The sequence below is a fragment of the Ensifer sp. 38_S197 genome, from assembly GCF_056924495.1.
Genome location: NZ_JBXOVZ010000002.1, coordinates 2,391,064 through 2,406,082, shown reverse-complemented (window position 1 = coordinate 2,406,082; position 15,019 = coordinate 2,391,064). Strand labels below are relative to the sequence as shown.

Below are 15,019 nucleotides of genomic sequence, written 5' to 3'. Positions count from 1 at the left end.
CTCTTCCTCAGCTCAAAATCTGTTCGTTGCGCCCGGAGGCGACTTCGGCGGTTTTCTTGCCACCGCGTGATTTGCCGACGACGAGCGGTTCAGACCGCCCGAAGTTGGCGCCGGCAACGGCATCGCCAATGATGACCATGACCGGACCTGAAAGCTCACTCCGGTTTTCGAGGTCCGGAAGATCCTTCAGCGTGCCATGCAGCAAGCGGCGATCCGTGCGGCTGGCATTTTCGATGACGGCGACGGTCGTTTCGGCCGGAAGGCCCGCCTGCATCAGACGGCCAGCGACGGACGCGGCGACGGTCCGGCCCATATAGACCGCGATCGTGGCACCGGAAACGGCAAGCCGTGCCCAATCGGGCAGAACTTCGCCGGTCAGATCGTGACCGGTGGTGAAGACCAGCGAAGAGGCGACGCCGCGCAGCGTCAGCGGCAATTCGAAATCAGCGGCGGCGGCAAAGGCCGACGTAATACCCGGGACGATCTCATAGCTGATACCGGCTTCGCGCAGTGCCGCCATTTCTTCGCCGGCGCGGCCGTAAACCAGGGGATCACCGGACTTCAGGCGAACGACTCGCTTGCCTTCGGCCGCGAGTGTCACGAGCAACTGGTTGATCTCGTCCTGAGACTTGGTGTGACAGCCCTTGCGCTTGCCGACGGACAGGCGCTCGGCATCGCGGCGGCCCATATCGACGATCGCCTGCGGCACCAGTGCGTCATAGACGATCGCGTCGGCTTCCATCATCACCCGCTGGGCGCGAAGTGTCAGCAGGTCTTCGGCGCCCGGACCGGCACCAACGAGCCAGACATGGCCAGCCGCCTTCTCGGGCGCATCGAGCAGGCGCGCCGCCTCGCGGCGGGCAGCCGCCAGATCGCCGCCGGCGACCCTGTCGGCGACCGGCCCCTGGAAGAAACGGCGCCAGAAGAGCCGACGCGCCACGCCACGCGGCACCAGGCGGTCAACCGCCTCGCGATAGCTCGCGGCGAGCGACGCGACAACACCGAGCGAAGGCGAAAGGAGCTGATCGATCTGAGCGCGGATCATCTGGGCCAGCACCGGCCCTGCCCCTTCCGTGCCGATAGCGACTGCGACCGGGGCACGATTGACCAGCGCCGGCGTGAAGAAGTCGCAAAAGTCGGGTTGGTCGACGGCGTTGGCCGGGATCTTGCGTTCACGCGCGGCGACAACGATGCGCCGGTCATCGGCGGCATTGCCGGTCGCGGCAAAAACGAGGATGGCGCCGTCGAGCTGCTCGGGAGCGAAGGCGGCGGCGACATGTTCTATCATGCGATCACGAAGATACTGCGCGAACTCCACCTCGGGCTCGTCTGCGTAGACGACGATCGAGGCTTCCGTGTTCGACAACAGCCGCACCTTGGCAAAGGCCTCGTCGCCATTGCCGAAAACCGCCACGCGCTTCTGCGCGACGCGAAAGAATGCGGGGAATACGGCGAGCTGCTGCGTCATGGTCTGGCAGAGGGTTCCTTCTACAGGCTGCGCCGAATATCCCGCATAGGGCACGACAATTGAAGGAACAGAAATTTCAATGCCTTTGCGGTCCCGTATTGTTTTGCTCGGTGGTGCACCATTTTGAGCAAATATCTCCGGTCCCGTTAAGCCGCCGGCCCTTCTGCAGCCATTGCGCCGCGGGGGTAACCTCCGTTAAATGCGGTCACTGACCTGAGAGAGATGCAAGACATGACCCAATCGGACCTCGCCGAACGGCTTTTGACCGTCATCGAGCAGGATATCCTGCCGCTCACCGAAAAGGGTGTGGCCGCAGGCAACAAGGTGTTTGGCGCTGCGATCCTGCGCAAGTCCGACCTGTCGCTGGTGCTGGCGGAAACCAATAACGAGACGGAAAATCCGCTCTGGCATGGTGAAGTCCACACGCTGAAGCGTTTCTACGAGATGGCGGAGAAGCCCGATACGCGCGACCTCATTTTCCTGTCGACACACGAGCCCTGCTCCATGTGTCTTTCGGCGATCACCTGGGCCGGTTTCGACAACTTCTATTACTTCTTCAGCCATGAAGATTCGCGCGACCGTTTCGCGATCCCGCATGACCTCAAGATCCTGAAGGAAGTCTTCCGCCTGGAGCCGGGTGGCTACGCCAAGGACAATGCCTTCTGGCATTCGGCCTCAATCGCGGCCCTTGCCAAGGACGCCGATGCTGAGACCCGTGCGCGGCTTGCCGCCCAGGATGCCCGCATCCGCGCCCGCTACCAGAGCCTTTCCGACAGCTACCAGTCGGGCAAGGATCAGAACGCCATTCCGCTGAACTGAGATCCATGGAACCTTCACGCGACATCCAACGCCTGCTCGACATCATGGCGGCGCTTCGCCAACCTGAGACCGGCTGCCCTTGGGACATCGTCCAGACCTTCGAGACGATCAAGCCCTATACGATCGAGGAAGCCTATGAGGTCGCCGACGCCATCGAGCGCGGCGACATGCACGACCTCTGCGACGAACTCGGCGATCTCCTGCTGCAAGTGGTGTTCCACGCCCGCATGGCGGAGGAAGCCGGCGACTTCGCCTTCGGCGACGTCGTCGAGGCGGTGACGCGCAAGATGATCCGCCGGCATCCGCATGTCTTTGCCCGTTCCGACGCCGATACGCCCGAGGCGGTCAAGCTGCAATGGGACGAGATCAAGAAGGCAGAGAAGGCAGAACGACAGGCGCGTCGCACCAAGCGCGGCCTCGCCCCGGATGCCGCTGCAAGCCATCTCGGTTCGGTCCAGCGCTCCTTTCCGGCGCTTGTCGAAGCGCTGAAACTGCAGGAGCGTGCCGCCAAGGTTGGCTTCGACTGGTCGGAACCCGAACCGATCCTCGACAAGATCGAGGAGGAGATCGGCGAACTGCGCCAGGCGCTGCGCGAAAAGGACCGCGCCAAGGTCAGCGACGAGCTGGGCGATTTGATCTTCGCAGTGGTCAACATCGGCCGCCACGTCGGGACTGACCCGGAAATGGCCCTTCGTGGCACCAACACCAAGTTCCGCCGCCGCTTTGCCCATATCGAGCGCGAGCTAGAAGCCGGCGGCGAGACGCTGGATAACGCGACGCTGGAGCGCATGGAAGAACTTTGGCAGGCGGCCAAGGCGATCGAGCGGCAGTTGGGGTAGGGCCGTCGGGGACGCAGATTTGCGATAGCATCCCCCCGCACGCAGCCAGTGAAACGAGTGGATCGGAGCAACGCGCTCAGGCTTACCAGTCTTCCTCGACGGGCTTCGGCCCGTTTCCGAGGCGACGCTCCAGATCGGCGGCTTCGTTTTCGGTCAGCCGGAGATCGAGGCTCACGCGCCCGTCTTCCAGATCCTCGCGGCCATCGACGATGGCGTGCTGATAGATCCAGGGCAGAAGCTGCAACTGGTCGATGCCGAGCACGACGGTGCATTCCGTCAGAACGCCCGACAGGCGTCGGCCGATTTCGGCGAGCAGCTCGTCGACGCCCTCACCGGTGATCGCCGAGACGGCAACCGTATTGTCCGAGGTCGCTGCCTTGCCGCGCAACGCTTCGCGCGATTCGACGTCCAGCCGGTCGATCTTGTTCCAGACCTCGATCAGCCGTTCGGAGGCTTCCTTCTCGTCGATGCCGAGATCGGCGAGAATGCGGAGCACATCGCTTGCCTGCGCCTGGTTGTCCGGGTCGGAGAGATCGCGCACGTGCAAGATCAGATCCGCCTCCAGCACCTCTTCAAGCGTCGCGCGGAAGGCGGCGACGAGGTGCGTCGGCAGGTCGGATATGAAACCGACGGTGTCGGAGAGGATCACCATGCGGCCATGCGGCAGCTTCAGACGCCGAAGCGTCGGATCGAGCGTCGCAAACAGCATGTCCTCGGCGAGCACGCCCGCCCCGGTCATGCGGTTGAAAAGCGTGGACTTGCCGGCGTTGGTATAGCCGACGAGGGCGACGATCGGGTGCGGAACCTTCTTGCGCTTGGAACGGTGCAACTGCCGGGTCCGGCGGACCTGTTCCAGTTCGCGCTCGAGCTTGACGATGCGGTCCTGCAGCAGGCGCCGGTCCGCTTCGATCTGGGTTTCACCCGGACCACCCATGAAGCCGCCGCCGCCGCGCTGACGCTCAAGGTGGGTCCAGCTTCGGACCAGGCGGCCCTTCTGGTAGTTGAGATGTGCAAGATCGACCTGCAGCGTGCCTTCCTTGGTGGAAGCGCGGCGCCCGAAAATCTCGAGGATGAGGCCCGTTCGGTCGATGACCTTGGCGTTCCATTCCTTCTCGAGATTGCGCTGCTGCACAGGCGTCAAGGGATGGTCGACGATAACGAGGCCGGCATCCTGTTCGACGAGGATGTGGCCGATCTCCTCGATCTTGCCGGTGCCGAGCAGGGTGCCGGGCTTCGGCTGCGCCACCGGAACGATGGCGCCATGCACGACATCGAGGTCGATCGCCAGCGCCAGCCCGGTCGCCTCATCGAGGCGGCTTTCATCCGAGCGTGTGGTCGCGGCCGAGAGTATCTCTGCGGACTGTCTTCCGGTCTTTTTCAAGACCGGAACGATGACGACCGCGCGCATGTCGTCGCGGAGCTTCTCGAGCTCCGGAATGATCGACGACGATTTTGAATCCCGCTTGGTAATGTGCCTAACGTCCCGTCAGGATGCGGCTTCTTCGTTCTCGAACATCTGCAGCGGCTGGCCGGGCATGATGGTCGAGATCGCGTGCTTGTAGACCAGTTGCGAGTGGCCATCGCGGCGCAACAGGACGCAGAAATTGTCAAAAGACGTCACGACACCAGTGAGCTTGACACCGTTGATAAGGAAAATTGTCAATGAAATCTTTTGCTTGCGGACCGTGTTGAGAAAGAGATCCTGCAAGTTTTGAGAACGTTCCGCCATCGCGCCGCTTCTTTCTTATTTGCCGGCGTTTCGCGCCGGTGCATTTTTGTCGATATCTGCAATCAGAGGCGCCACAAGTACCTTCCCCGACACCTCTCTAAGTTTGGTATCAAATCAATGTCTTTTCCGCAACGCCGAAAAAGGCTTCACGAATATTCTGTGCTATGCTTCCCGGATGCCCATTGCCGATCGGCCTGCCGTCCACCGAAACCACCGGAAAGCAGATGCTGGTAGCGGCGGTGATGAAGACCTCGCGCGCCGCGAGCATCTCCTCGACCGAGAACGCTCTCTCCTCCACCTTGAGCCCAAGCGGGCCCGCGACGTCCATCAGTGTGGTGCGGGTGATTCCCTTCAGGATTCCGAGCTCCGCCGGGCGTGTGCGCAGCGTTCCGTCGCGATCGACGATCCAGACATTGGTCGCGGCGCCCTCCTTCACCGTGCCATCGGCATCGACGAAAATCGCCTCCTGCGCGCCCTCCTCCTTCGCCTTCTGGCGGGCAAGCACGTTAGGGAGAAGCCCGACGGACTTGATGTCCACCCGGTCCCATCGGTTTTCCGGCACGGTGATCACCGAGATCCCCTGCGTCGCCTTTTTTGCAATGGCTTCGGCATCGGTGCGCTTCGCCGTCACCACGATCGTCGGCATGGTCTCCTTGGCCGGAAACACATGATCGCGGCGCGCCACGCCGCGCGTGACCTGCATGTAGAACAGGCCATTCCGGACCCGGTTGCGCCGGATCACCTCCCGGATCACATGCACCAGCGCCGCACGACCCATCGGCCAGTCGATGCGCAATTCACGAAGCGAACGGTCGAGACGATCGAGATGCCGGTTGAGATCGACGATGTAACCATGACGGACCTCGCAGACCTCGTAGACGCCGTCTGCAAACTGATAACCGCGGTCCTCGATATGGACTGCGGCGTCGGCATGCGGCACGTAGGCACCGTTGACATAGGCAATTCTCGGCATGGATCTCGGCCCTAGAAATACTGGATGCTGACGCGGAAAAGCTGTTCGACATGCCGCACGGCATCGGCAGTGGCAAAGAGCACGACACGGTCCTTCGCCTTGATCTTCGTGTTGCCGTCCGGGCGGATGAACGTCTTGTCGCGGTAGAGCGCGCCGATGCGGATGCCATCGGGAAGCTCGAGATCACGCAGGGCCCTGCCGACCAGCGGTGACGTTTCCAGCGCTTCGGCCTCGATCACCTCGGCCATCCCCTTCTGCACCGCGTAGACGGAGCGGATGCGTCCCTTGCGCACGTGTTGCAGCACGCGGGAGATCGTCACGGCACGCGGATTCACATAGGCGTCCACGCCAGCCGTGCCGGCAAAATCCTGATAGGATGGTTCGTTGATCAGCACGAGCGTCGACTTGGCGCCGAGCCGCTTCGCCATCATGCTGCCGAGGATGTTGATCTGGTCATTGTTCGTCAGCGCAACCACGAGGTCGGCATCCTGAACGTCCGCCTGCGCCAGGATCCGCTGATCCATCGCCGAGCCGTTGAGGACAACGGTGTTGCTCAGCTTATCCGCCATCACCACTGCCCGGTCGCGATCGCTCTCGATCAGCTTCACCCGGGTCCGCGGCTGATGCTCCTCGATGGCCCTGGCAACGAAGTAGCCGACATTGCCGCCGCCGAAGATGATAATGCGCCGCGCTTCCTGCTCCTCGTGACCGAAGAGCGCCAAGGTCCGGCGGGCATGGTCCCGGTCGCAAACGACATAGGCGATATCGCCCGCCTGCAACTGGTCATCAGAGTGCGGCACCATGACCTTGCCGTTGCGGAAGATGCCGGTCACCGTCGCGAGCAGATCGGGGAACAATTCGCTCAACTGCTGCAGCGGCGTGCCGACAACCGGGCAATCTTCGAGGCACTCGAAGGCGACCATGGCGACGCGATCTTCGGCGAAACGCACGACGTCGATCGCGCCGGGAAAGGAAATACGCCGCAGCACCAGCCGCCCAACCTCGACTTCCGGCGAAATGGTGACGTCGATCGGCACGTTCTCGCGGGAGAAGAGGTTCGAATATTCGGGCGCGAGATAGCTTTGCGCCCGGATGCGGGCAAGCTTCGTCGGCACGTTGAAGATTGCGTGCGCCACTTCGCAGGCAACGATATTGACCTCGTCGGAAAGGGTGACTGCGATCAGCATGTCGGCCTGGTCGGCGCCGGCTTTGGCGAGCACGTCCGGATGCGCGCCGTGTCCGACATAGCCGCGCACGTCCAAGCTTTCGGTGATGTTGGCAATCAATGCCGCCGACGTATCGATCACCGATACGTCGTTGTCTTCCTGTGCCAGCCGCTCGGCGATGCCGTACCCAACCTGGCCCGCACCACAAATGACTACCTTCATGTCGACCTTTCAAAGAGCTACAGCGACCTTTGCGTCTACAGCGCCGCGCGTCTCATCAGACGCGCAAAGGTCGCTGCAGCATTTTGAATTGCTGCCTGTTTTTGTCCTTTAATCGGCTACGATTAAAGGAAACATGCAGTAGGACGCGCAGCGCTGTAGGAGCGCGGGTGCCAGGGCCGTAAGTTGTATCGGCTCAGACGCCCAGCGACTTCAGCTTTCGATGCAGCGCCGACCGTTCCATACCGACGAATTCCGCCGTGCGCGAAATATTGCCGCCGAATCGATTGATCTGCGCGATCAGATAGTCGCGCTCGAACATTTCGCGAGCCTCACGCAACGGCAAGGTCATGATGTGCTGGTCGCCCTGGGCCGAGATCTTCGGCAGGGTGTCGCCCACTTCCGTCGGCAGCATGTCAGCCGAGATTGGGGTATCCGGACCGTCGCTGCGCGCAAGGATCATCAAACGCTCGATGTTGTTGCGAAGCTGGCGGATGTTACCGGGCCAGTCATGGGCCTGGAGTACGGCCAGCGCGTCGTCGCCGATCTTGCGCGGACGGATCCCCGCCTGCTCGCTGACCTGGCGCATGAACATGTCAACGAGGAACGGAATATCCTCGCGCCGCTCGGCAAGCGCCGGCACCCGCACCGGAATGACGGCAAGCCGATGGAACAGGTCTTCGCGGAACAGGCCCTCGGAGATCATGTTTTCGAGATTGTAGGCCGTCGAAGAGATGATCCGGACATCGACCCGGACGCGCTTGGTGCCACCGACGCGTTCGAACTGTTGGTCGACGAGCACGCGCAGGATCTTGTTTTGCGTCTCGCGCGGCATTTCGCCGATTTCGTCGAGATAGAGGATCCCGCCATGAGCCTCCTCAAGAGCGCCCGTGCGACGCGGCTGGCCCGGGGTGCCCTCGGTTCCGAAGAGCGCAATCTCCATGCGGTCAGGCGTGATTGCCGCGGCGTTCAGCGCCACGAATGGACCGGCAGAGCGCGTCGACTTGCGGTGGATCATCCGCGCGACCAGTTCCTTGCCCGACCCGGACGGTCCCTGGATCATGATGCGGCTGTTGGTCGGCGCAACCTTCTCGATCGTCTGACGAAGCTGCGACACCGCAACCGACGTGCCGATCAGTTCAACGGGATCGCCGGACTTCCTCTTCAGCTCAGAGACTTCACGCTTGAGCTTCGAGTTTTCCAGCGCCCGCTCGGCAATCAGAATCAACCGGTCCGCCTTGAAGGGCTTCTCGATGAAGTCGTAGGCGCCACGCTTGATGGCGTTGACCGCGGTCTCGATGTTGCCGTGACCCGAAATCATGACGACCGGAAGATCCGGATACCTTCCCTTGATCTCGTCGAGCAGCGCCAGTCCGTCGAGACGGCTTCCCTGCATCCAGATATCGAGGAAGACGAGACGCGGCACGCGATCGCTGATCGCCGCCAGCGCGCTGTCGCTGTCGAAGGCGGTGCGGGTTTCGTGCCCTTCGTCGGAGAGGATACCCGATACGATCTCACGGATATCTTCCTCATCGTCCACAACCAGAATATCAGCGGCCATCGCTCGCACCCTTATCCTTCAAACTGTCTTCGCCCCCGGTCTCTCCGGCAGGCGGCAGGATCACGCGGATCATCGCCCCGACACCGCCGTCGAAATCGGCTGGCGCATCGTGCAATTCCAATTGTCCGCCATGGTCCTCGATGATCTTCTTGACGATGGCGAGCCCGAGGCCCGTGCCCTTCTCGCGCATCGTCATGTACGGCTCCAGAATCCTGTGCCGGTTCTCCGTCGGCAGGCCCTTGCCGTTGTCGATGATATCGACAACGAAGCGACCCGAGGCCAGGTCTATTCGTGCTCGCGCAACGATCATCGCGTGGCCGCGCACCGCATCAGCCGGCACCGCCTCGATCAATTCGACCGCATTCTTGACGATGTTGCCGAAGGCCTGACCAAGCATGCGCCCATCGAACAGGCCTTCGAGCGGCTCTTCGCCGAGGTCCCGAACGAAATCGATGTGATTGTTGCCCATCTCGCGCAGGAACATCGCATCCTTCAGGATCGCGCGGAGATCGGCCTTCTCCTTGGTCGGCTTCGGCATGCGCGCGAAAGCCGAGAACTCGTCGACCATGCGGCCGATGTCTTCCACCTGACGCACGATCGTATCAGTGCACTGGTCGAAGACGGTCTTGTCTTCCTGATTGATCTGCTTGCCGTAGCGGCGCTTCAGGCGCTCGGCGGAGAGCTGGATCGGCGTCAGCGGGTTCTTGATCTCGTGTGCAATGCGGCGCGCCACATCGGCCCAGGCCGTCGAACGCTGGGCGATGACGAGGTCGGTGATGTCGTCGATGGTGATGACGTAGGACTCGTTCGACTCGCCGCCCTCTTCGCGCGTTACCTGAACGTTCAGCGTCCGCTCGGTCCCGCCGCGCATGATGTTGATCTGTTTGCGGTAGTCGTTGCGGTGGCGGTTTTCGGCCTCGACCAGGACCTCTTCGATCTCCGGCGCCACCGTGCGCAAATCGGCTCCCAGGAGCTCAGGCGCCGCCTTCTTCAGGAAGTCTTCGGAGGAAGAATTGACGATGGTGATCTGCCGGTCGCGGCCGACACCGATCACGGCCGCGGTCACGCCTGAAAGGACGGCCTCGATGAACCGGCGGCGATGGTCGACTTCGTCCTTCGCCTCCAGGATCTGCTCCTGCTGGCTGCGAATTTCCGAGACCATCTTGTTGAAGGTGCGCGACAGGTTGCCAACGTCGCCGTCGACGGCGCGGACCGGCACGACGACATCGAGATTGCCCGAGGCGACGCTATCGGCAGCGCCGATCAATTGGCGAATGGGCCGGACGATCCGGTCGGCGACGGCGATGGCTGTCCAGATCGCAGCCAGGAGAACGATGAGCGCAAAGCCGATGTAGAGGACGCCGAAGGCGATCTGCGTGAAGGTCCGCCCGGCCTCCAGCATCTTGTACTCGGCGGTGTTCTCTTCCATCAGCCGCAGCGAGCGCATCACTTCCGGATCGACGTTGCGAACCGTGTAGAGATAGGTGCCTGGAATATCGTCGAGCGGAATCACGGCGCCGACGAGGTTGGTGACCCCTGGCGGGATCAGGGTCGGCTGGCCGGAGACGGAGCTTTTCAGCGCGTCCGGCGGAATGGCCGGCAGCGGGCGGTCCGTGGAAATGTTGGCCTGGATGATGGCGCTGCCGTCGGCTCGCACGAGGAAGGCGCCGAGCATGCCGCGGCCCCGCGCCTGGCGGGTCATCAGTTCCGTAAAGCCGGTGCGATCGAGGCTATAGAGCTGCCGGTTGCGTTCGAGGTCGTTCGCCATCGACACGGTCTGGCCCTGCAGATAGCTGGCATTCTCGAGCACATAGGCCTGGGCAACGTTGATCGACGAGCGGACGATCGCCTGGGTTCGAAGCGAAAACCAGCGATCGAGACCGACGTCGAGGGTGATGCTTGCAAAAATCGCGACGAGAACCGCCGGCGTGATCGCGACGATCGAAAACAGGGCAACGATGCGCACGTGCAGGCGCGCGGCGGCGCGGCCCTTGCTGCGGGCACGCAGCAGCCGCAGGATTTCGCGGGCGATCAGGTAGATAAGGCCGACGACGAACAGGCTGTTGATGGCAGCGCAGGCGATGACGACATTTCTCTCGAGCCGTATCGGCGTCAGTCCGAGAAGCACGAGCAGCGAGATGGTGGCGCAGATCAAGGCGCCGGTCGCCAGCATCAACCCCGGGAGAGCAAAGGACGCGCGCCGGTCCTGCGCCGCGAGTCCCTCATCTGTGCCCAGCGGCAAGGCCATTGCGTCCACCATAAAAAGCGTTCCCCCAACCGCCGCCTGTCGGCGACGGCATCACTTGCTGGCATTCTCTGGTCAAAGGTTGACCTCACCGCCCAAATGGGCTGCTGCGTTGCGCCCCCAGTCAATCAATTGGGTCAAATCGATTGAACGAGACGGCAACGACGCACGATTCGGCGGTCGTCACACGTTCAAGCAACGCATTGTGGCGAAAATGCAACGCTGGTCGGGGCCAAGTCAAGCGCTGCGTGAGCTGCGATAGACCGAAACGCCGAGTTCGCGGATTTTCTTGCGCAGCGTGTTACGGTTGAGGCCGAGCAAATCGGCCGCCTTGATCTGGTTACCACGGGTTGCGGTAAGCGCCGCCAGGATCAGCGGATACTCCATTTCGGCAAGCACCCGGTCGTAGAGGCCGGCCGGAGGCAAGGCATCGCCGAAGCTTGCGAAATACTGGCGCATGTTTTCTTCGACGGCCTGCGAAATGGTGAGCGATCCGGGCCGCGCCGCGGTCTTCTCGATCGGGCTGTCCGGTATCTCGGAACGCAACTCGTTTTCGATGATTTCGCGGGTGATCACGTCCTGTGGATAAAGTGCCGTGAGGCGCCGCACCAGGTTTTCCAGCTCGCGTACGTTGCCCGGCCAGGCATGCGCCTTCATCAGTTCCAGCGCTTCGTGATCGAAGCGCTTGACGTCGAGCCCTTCCTTTTCCGCCTGCTGGACGAAGTGGCGAACGAGATCCGGAATATCCTCTGCGCGATCCCGCAGCGGCGGCAGCCGCAACGGCACGACGTTGAGGCGATAATAGAGGTCTTCGCGGAACAGGCCCTGATTGATCGATTGCTTCAGGTCCTTGTTGGTCGCCGCCACGATGCGCACGTCCGAGCGGATCGGCGTGCGGCCGCCAACGGTGGTATACTCGCCCTGCTGCAGCACGCGCAGCAGACGGGTCTGCGCGTCCATCGGCATGTCGCCGATTTCATCGAGGAAGAGCGTGCCGCCCTCGGCCTGCTCGAAACGACCGGTCGAGCGCATCTGTGCACCGGTGAAAGCGCCCTTCTCATGGCCGAAGAGTTCCGACTCGATCAGATCGCGCGGGATCGCCGCCATGTTGATCGCCACGAACGGGCCATTACGGCGCTTGCCGTAATCATGCAGCGCGCGGGCGACGAGTTCCTTGCCGGTGCCGGACTCGCCGGTGATCATCAGCGTCAGGTCCGTCTGCATCAGGCGTGCGAGCACCCGGTAGATTTCCTGCATCGCCGCCGAACGGCCAACCAGCGGCATGCCGTCCTGGGTGTCGTCGTCGAGCTTCGCCGGGCGACGCTTGGGTTCCGAAAGCGCCCGGCCGATGATGCCGATGAGTTCGGTCAGGTCGAAAGGCTTCGGCAGATAGTCGTAGGCGCCCTTCTCCGAAGCCTTGATCGCCGTCATGAATGTGTTCTGGGCGCTCATGACCAGCACCGGCAGATCGGGGCGCGCCTTCTTGATGCGCGGCAGCAGGTCGAAGGCATTCTCGTCGGGCATCACGACGTCGGTCACGACGAGATCGCCGTCGCCCGCCGCAATCCAGCGCCACAGCGTCGCCGCATTGGAGGTGATGCGTACATCGTAGCCGGCGCGGCTCAGCGCCTGGTTCAGCACGGTGCGAATGGCTGCGTCGTCATCCGCGACGAGGATCGTGGCACCCGTCATGCAAGGTTTCCTTTTGTCATCGGCATGTCGTCTTCATCCGCTGCCTGGCCCTTGGAGGCCGGCATGAGGACACGGAAAGTCGTGCGGTTCTGCTGGCTGTCGCATTCGACGATGCCGCCATGGGCACCGATGATCTTGGCGACCAGCGCAAGCCCCAGGCCGGAACCGTTGGTCTTGGTGGTGATGAAAGGATCGAAGAGCAGCGGCAGGAGATCGGAGGGCACGCCCGGCCCATTGTCGTGCACGCAGAATTCCAGCGGCAGCGAGATCTTCTCGCGCGTTCCGGCAACCGACAGGCGGATGCCCGGTCTGTAGGCCGTCGTCAGCACGATCTCGCCATCTGAGCGCTCGCCGATCGCTTCGGCCGCATTCTTGATCAGGTTCAGGAACACCTGAACCAGTTGATCGCGGTTGGCGAAGACCGGCGGCAAGGACGGATCGTAGTTCTCCGCGAACTTGATGTGTCGCGCGAAGCCGGCCTTGGCGATCGCTTTCACGTGGTCGAGCACCGAGTGAATGTTCAGCGGCACGCGATCCACGGGGCGCTCGTCGGAAAACACCTCCATGCGATCGACCAGCGAGACGATGCGGTCGGTCTCATCGCAGATCAGTCGCGTCAGCGCCCTGTCTTCGTCATTGACCGAGGTTTCCAGAAGCTGTGCGGCACCGCGTATGCCGGAAAGCGGATTCTTGATCTCGTGCGCCAGCATCGAGGCAAGGCCCGTCACCGAACGGGCGGCGCCGCGATGGGTCAGTTGCCTGTCGATCTTGTCGGCCATCGAGCGCTCCTGGAAGACGACGACGACCGCGCCCGGCTCGGAAAGAACCGGCGCGACATAGAGATCGACGAGCTTGTCGGCGCCGAGACGCGGCGAACTCAGGTCGACGCGGTACTCATTTACCGGCGCCTTGCGTTCGCGAACCTGCTCGATCAGGGTCAGCAGCGGACTGCCGAAGGGGATGAAGGCGCTGATATTGTGGCGCGCTAGGTGATTGGCGCTGGCGCCGAAAAACGATTCGGCCTCCCAGTTGGCGAAGGCGACCAATCCATTGGCATCGACCAGAATCACCGGGTTCTGAATGGCGTTCAGAACCGCCATCGACAGACCGTTCGCGGCGGTATCGGGAATGCTCGGTTTCTCGGTCATGCGGCGATTCCTTCTGCGACCATCTCGCCGTCAGGCTTGGCCGGCGCCGCATCCAGCATCGCCGCGCGCGCCCTGTCGCGGACAAATCGGACATCGGTCGACGTCAGGATTGCAGCCTTTTCCGCGCCTGCCATGTCGGGGGCGGCGCGGTCGAGATACCAGGCGACATGCTTGCGGGCATGCCGCAAGCCGACGTCGACGCCATAGAATTCGAGCATCATTTCGTAGTGCTCCGCAAAGATATCGGCGGTCTGCGCCTGCGAGGGGTGCTCGACAGCACCGGCGAGAAAGCCGATGTGCCACGGGCGCCCCTGCGACGAGCGCCCGGCCATGACGGCATCGGCACCCGACCGGCGCAGAATCTCTTCCGCGTCGGCGATCGTCTCCACGTCGCCATTGGCGACCAGCGGGACGGTAACGACGTCGCGAACCGGGCGAATGGCATCCCAATCGGCCTTGCCGTTGTAGAACTGCATGCGCGTGCGACCGTGCACGGTGATCGCCTTCACGCCCGCTTCTTCGGCGCGTTTCGCAATCAGCGGCGCATTGATCGAGTTTTCATCCCAGCCGAGCCGCATCTTCAGCGTCACCGGCACATCGACAGCGTTTACCGTCGCCGCGACCAATGACAACGCGTGGTCGGGATCGCGCATGAGCGCCGAGCCGGAATAACCGCCCGTCACCTTCTTGGCCGGGCAGCCCATGTTGATATCGATGATATCGGCACCATTGTCGGCGGCGATCCTGGCGGCTTCCGCCATCCAATGCGCTTCGCGACCGGCGAGCTGGACGATGTGCGGCTTGATGCCCGAATTCTTCAGGCGCGCCCAGGATTCCGACGCGTTGCAGACCAGCTCGCGGCTCGCAACCATCTCGGTAACGACGAAGCCGGCACCGAAGCGCCAGGCGAGCCGCCGGAACGGCAGATCGGTGACACCGGACATGGGTGCGAGCGCGACCCGGTTGCGGATTTCGATCGTCCCGATCCGGAGCGGCGATGAAAGAGCCGGAATTGGCAAATGCTTATCTTTCAGGCACATATTGTTGCTGCACTATTTTTAGACATTGTTCTTGAGCTTGCCAAGCGATTTCGGCGCCTTGCGCAAATTTCCTAGCTTGGCTGGCAAAGCACGACCCTTCGCGGTACATCACGGCGAAGA

12 protein-coding genes are annotated in these 15,019 nt (G+C 62.6%); 2 read left to right on the top strand and 10 right to left on the bottom strand.

Going from position 1 to position 15,019, the window contains the following annotated elements:
* Positions 1-7: 7 nt before the first annotated feature.
* The gene (gene cysG, locus AC1Z3V_RS24825) at positions 8-1,468 is read right to left on the bottom strand and encodes a siroheme synthase CysG (RefSeq protein WP_483502288.1); all 1,461 of its coding nucleotides are present in this window, start codon (positions 1,466-1,468) and stop codon (positions 8-10) included.
* A 231-nt stretch (positions 1,469-1,699) separates the two neighbouring features.
* Between cysG and AC1Z3V_RS24820 the strand changes: the two genes are divergently transcribed.
* A complete protein-coding gene (locus AC1Z3V_RS24820; protein WP_483502286.1) occupies positions 1,700-2,287 on the top strand; it encodes a deaminase in 588 nt (195 codons plus the stop codon).
* Positions 2,288-2,292: 5 nt separating this feature from the next.
* Positions 2,293-3,126, top strand: a complete 834-nt coding sequence (mazG, locus tag AC1Z3V_RS24815) for a nucleoside triphosphate pyrophosphohydrolase (protein ID WP_429816915.1) — start codon at positions 2,293-2,295, stop codon at positions 3,124-3,126.
* Positions 3,127-3,208: 82 nt separating this feature from the next.
* Here mazG and hflX read toward each other — a convergent pair whose 3' ends face one another.
* The 9 genes from hflX to dusB all read right to left on the bottom strand — a co-directional run bounded on the left by hflX (position 3,209) and on the right by dusB (position 14,899).
* Positions 3,209-4,534 (bottom strand): GTPase HflX, encoded by a 1,326-nt coding sequence (hflX, locus tag AC1Z3V_RS24810; protein WP_483502284.1) that lies wholly within the window; start codon positions 4,532-4,534, stop codon positions 3,209-3,211.
* A 78-nt stretch (positions 4,535-4,612) separates the two neighbouring features.
* Complete coding sequence (gene hfq, locus AC1Z3V_RS24805; RefSeq protein ID WP_003535434.1) at positions 4,613-4,855, bottom strand: RNA chaperone Hfq; 243 nt, start codon at positions 4,853-4,855, stop codon at positions 4,613-4,615.
* Between the two features lie 109 nt (positions 4,856-4,964).
* On the bottom strand, positions 4,965-5,828 hold the full coding sequence (locus AC1Z3V_RS24800; RefSeq protein WP_483502278.1) for a D-amino-acid transaminase: 864 nt from the start codon (positions 5,826-5,828) through the stop codon (positions 4,965-4,967).
* 11 nt (positions 5,829-5,839) lie between these two features.
* Entirely contained in the window at positions 5,840-7,216 is a 1,377-nt protein-coding gene (gene trkA / locus AC1Z3V_RS24795; RefSeq protein ID WP_483502276.1) for a Trk system potassium transporter TrkA, read from the bottom strand.
* Between the two features lie 193 nt (positions 7,217-7,409).
* Positions 7,410-8,774, bottom strand: coding sequence for a two-component system response regulator NtrX (ntrX, locus tag AC1Z3V_RS24790; RefSeq protein WP_173516350.1), 1,365 nt, complete (start codon positions 8,772-8,774; stop codon positions 7,410-7,412).
* Complete coding sequence (locus tag AC1Z3V_RS24785) at positions 8,764-11,034, bottom strand: sensor histidine kinase NtrY-like (RefSeq protein ID WP_483502274.1); 2,271 nt, start codon at positions 11,032-11,034, stop codon at positions 8,764-8,766. The genes ntrX and AC1Z3V_RS24785 overlap by 11 nt, the downstream gene beginning before the upstream one ends.
* A gap of 222 nt (positions 11,035-11,256) precedes the next feature.
* Positions 11,257-12,711: a nitrogen regulation protein NR(I) gene (gene ntrC / locus AC1Z3V_RS24780; protein WP_173516348.1), complete on the bottom strand. Its 1,455-nt coding sequence runs from the start codon at positions 12,709-12,711 to the stop codon at positions 11,257-11,259.
* Positions 12,708-13,859, bottom strand: coding sequence for a two-component system sensor histidine kinase NtrB (locus tag AC1Z3V_RS24775; protein WP_483502272.1), 1,152 nt, complete (start codon positions 13,857-13,859; stop codon positions 12,708-12,710). The genes ntrC and AC1Z3V_RS24775 overlap by 4 nt, the downstream gene beginning before the upstream one ends.
* Positions 13,856-14,899, bottom strand: coding sequence for a tRNA dihydrouridine synthase DusB (gene dusB / locus AC1Z3V_RS24770; protein ID WP_483502271.1), 1,044 nt, complete (start codon positions 14,897-14,899; stop codon positions 13,856-13,858). The genes AC1Z3V_RS24775 and dusB overlap by 4 nt, the downstream gene beginning before the upstream one ends.
* Between the last annotated feature and the right edge of the window lie 120 nt (positions 14,900-15,019).